Source organism: Dietzia sp. IN118 (genome assembly GCF_032905965.1).
In the GTDB taxonomy this organism is placed as follows: domain Bacteria; phylum Actinomycetota; class Actinomycetes; order Mycobacteriales; family Mycobacteriaceae; genus Dietzia; species Dietzia kunjamensis.
Genome location: NZ_JAUMSR010000012.1, coordinates 1 through 3245 on the forward strand (window position 1 = coordinate 1; position 3245 = coordinate 3245).

The 3245-nt window shown below is 65.3% G+C and carries 3 protein-coding genes; 2 read left to right on the forward strand and 1 reads right to left on the reverse strand.

The window, feature by feature from the left end; translation table 11 throughout:
• A partial coding sequence (locus Q2K20_RS17955; protein WP_317177058.1) for a transposase occupies nt 1-263 on the forward strand: 263 nt, incomplete at its 5' end.
• Nucleotides 264-307: 44 nt separating this feature from the next.
• Here Q2K20_RS17955 and Q2K20_RS17960 read toward each other — a convergent pair.
• Nucleotides 308-1621, reverse strand: a complete 1314-nt coding sequence (locus Q2K20_RS17960) for an ISL3 family transposase (protein ID WP_069388581.1) — start codon at nt 1619-1621, stop codon at nt 308-310.
• Between the two features lie 512 nt (nt 1622-2133).
• Here Q2K20_RS17960 and Q2K20_RS17965 point away from each other — a divergent pair.
• Entirely contained in the window at nt 2134-3030 is an 897-nt protein-coding gene (locus Q2K20_RS17965; protein ID WP_069388583.1) for an alpha/beta fold hydrolase, read from the forward strand.
• Nucleotides 3031-3245: the final 215 nt, after the last annotated feature.

Consider the following 3245-nt stretch of genomic DNA (forward strand, 5'->3'; position numbering starts at 1 on the left):
TGCCAGCCGGGCGCAGCGCTGCGGAGAAGATACTCGCGACCTTGCCGTCCTGCCCGATCCCAGAGATCGCCCGCCTCGGCCGCACTCTTCGCAAGTGGAAGGACTCCTTCCTCGCCTACTGGACCACTGACCGATCCAACAATGGTGGAACCGAAGCGATCAACGGCCTCATCGAACTCCACCGGCGCCTGGCCCGCGGCTACCGCAACCGCGACAACTACCGCCTGCGGATGCTCCTCATCGCCGGCGGGCTACGGACCTGACCCCACACTCAGATGCGAAGAGCCCCTTATCGGCCCTTCCGGAATCAGAGTGCATTGATCCGGTCGTGAAGCTGACCGGAGTGGATCAGTGACCGCAAGATGTAGTGGTTGAGGTTCCGGAAGCCCAGGGCGATTCCGCGGAGGTGTTCGAGGCGCCCGTTGATGGCCTCGACGGGACCGTTGGAGGCACCCACGTCGAAGTACGCGAGGATCTCGCGGTGCCGCTTCCACAGCGACCGGCCGAGCTGGGCGAGCTCGGGTAGTTCCTTCGGAACGCCGGCCCGGATCGATTTGAGGAGCTTGTACATCGCGATCTTGCCCTCCCGCTTGCCCGAGGCCTCGTAGGCGGCGATGAGCCGCTGGTAGACGCCGTAGGTGACCTCCACCGCCGCGTGCGCATCGTTGGCCGTGAACGCTTTGAACAGGCGGGCCTTCTGCTTGTCGGTGAGCAGCTCGGCCCGGGTGTTCAACGTCCGGCGGATGCCGTACAGCGGATCGCCCGTGCGGCCCCGGTGCCCGGTGGTGGCCTGCTGGATGCGCTGGCGGCACACGGTGAGCTTGTCCGCGGCCAGGTGCACGACGTGGAAAGGATCCATCACCGTCCGCGCTTCGGGGACGGCTTTGGCTGCGGCGGTGTGATAGCCGGCGAACCCGTCCATTGTCACCACCTTGACCCGGTCACGGAACGCCTGGTCGCGCGCGTCGAGCCACTCGGTCAGGACCCTCGCCGAACGCCCCGGGACCATGTCCAGCAGGCGAGACGGGTCGGTGCCGTCCACCACCGGGGTCAGGTCGACCAGCACCGTCACAAACGAGCTGCTGCCGTCACCGCGCACGTGCTTCCACTTGTGCTCATCGACCCCTAGAACGCGCACCCCGTCGAAGTGTCCGGGCTGGTCGTAGACCATCGTGCGGATCTCGGAGACCGCCAGGTCGTTGACCAAATCCCAGCCAAGCCCGAGGGCCTTGGCCACCGCGGACACGCTGGTGCGGTCGACCGCCAGGCGCTGCAGAATCCAGCGGGTGCAACGGCGGGTGGTCTTGGCCCGCGGCTCGGCCAACGCCGGCATGCGTTGCTGGAAGATCCGCGTGACGCACTCGGTGTTGCCGCAGGTGAAGCGCGGTACCCGCACGTGCAGTCTGGTGGGATGGCCGACGATCGGCAGATCGGTCACCCGCCGCTCGATGTGGTCTCGTAGCCGGCCCACCACCCCGCACTCGGCGCAGATCGGATCCAGTGTGACCGGGGAGCAGAACAGGTGCGTGAGCTCGTCGGCCACGGCGGCGTCGGTGATGGTCACCCCCAACTCGACGGTGCGGCAGATGGTGTCGGCAAGCAGGCTGGCGGTAGCGTTCAAAGCGGGTCCTGGGGATGCGAAGTGCTGGTGTAGGAACTTGCATCTTCACACGCCCCAGGACCCCTACATCTTGTGCCTCACCGCATCACCGGCGAACCCCAGTTACGCACTCCGGATCCGGAAGGGCCCCTTATCCATGGGTGTGGGCTCGCGTGCACACCACGCGCGAGACCGCCGTTGGGGTGCTGCAGCAGGTACAGATCGCTGTGGTGGAAGTCCGAACGGATCGCGCCGGCCGATCGCGCCGACTCCACGAGTCTTTCAGCCGCGTGGAACGCCCGCCCGATCTCCGCCCGGAACAGCTCGGTTCCAGCATCCGGCGAGAGGATGACGTCGCTGAACCCGAGATTGAACCGCTGTGAGTGCGCCAATTGTGGCTGGTTGATCGACTACGAGGAGTCTGGGTCGGTGTCGAGTGAGTGTGCCGGTCGAGTGTGGTGTGCAATGGTATTCACCCCCTGCGGCAACATGACTGAGAATGCTCCACTCGATAATCATGGCGAGGAACTTCTATGGATCCTGTAGTCACAACCCTTGAGCTCCGCGGTGACGGTGTCACACTTGCCGCCGACCGGTGGGATCCACCGTCAACTGCGGGCGATTCAGACGTCAGCAGTAAAGGTGTGGTGCTGTTGCTGCACGGCGGCGGGCAGACCCGGCATTCCTGGCGAAACACCGGACGCAGGCTCGCGGCGGACGGCTGGTCCGCCCTCGCCCTGGATGCACGGGGGCATGGGCAGAGCCAATGGGCACCGGACGGGGACTATGGCATCGACGCTCTGGTCGCCGACCTGACCTCGGTCATCGGCGAGTTGGGGCAGACGCCGGTACTGGTCGGGGCCTCGATGGGCGGTATGACGTCGTTGATCGGGCAAGGAGAGAATCCCGAGCTCGCTCGTGGTCTGGTGTTGGTTGATATCGCCCCGAAGGTCGAACCGGGCGGCACCGCGGAGATTATGGCGTTCATGCAAAGTGGCCTGGATGGTTTTGACAGCCTCGACGACGCTGCCGCAGCGATCGCAGCGTATACCCCGAACCGGGTCCGCACCCCCAACCCGCAGGGGCTGCGCAAGAACCTCCGTCTGCGCGATGGCCGCTGGTATTGGCATTGGGATCCGGCGTTTCTGCGCCAGGGCGACGAACCCACCCGCCAGACCGACTCGATCGTGCGATACGAACGCGCCCGGGACGCCGCAGCCGCGATTACCGTTCCCACGATGCTCGTTCGTGGAACACAATCAAACGTGGTCAGCGAAGAGGGCGCCAAAGAGTTGCTTGAGCTCATACCGACCGCCAGATTGATCGACGTCACCGGGTCCGGTCATATGGTCGCCGGCGACGACAACGATGTGTTCAGCGGCGGATTGAAGGGTTTTCTCGACAACGACGTTCTCGCATCGCGCCACTGACGCCGTCGAGGACTCGAACGTCACCGGCGGCGGGAGCTCACCTGGGTTGCGTATCGGTGCCGGTTGCATTGATGGCCGGATTCGCCCGCCGGAGCGTGTCAAATCAAATGAGACGTGAGGTGCTCGGTTGGGCTTGGCTAGTTTCGGGTGATCGGGCGTCGGGGTCGTTGATGGTCGCCTTTTCCGGCAGTCGGGGTGGGCGCGGTCGTCGGGTG

Bases quoted from the DNA above. Each gene is read 5' to 3' on its own strand.
- Q2K20_RS17965 (WP_069388583.1), top strand. From the start codon at position 2,134: ATGGATCCTGTAGTCACAACCCTTGAGCTCCGCGGTGACGGTGTCACA.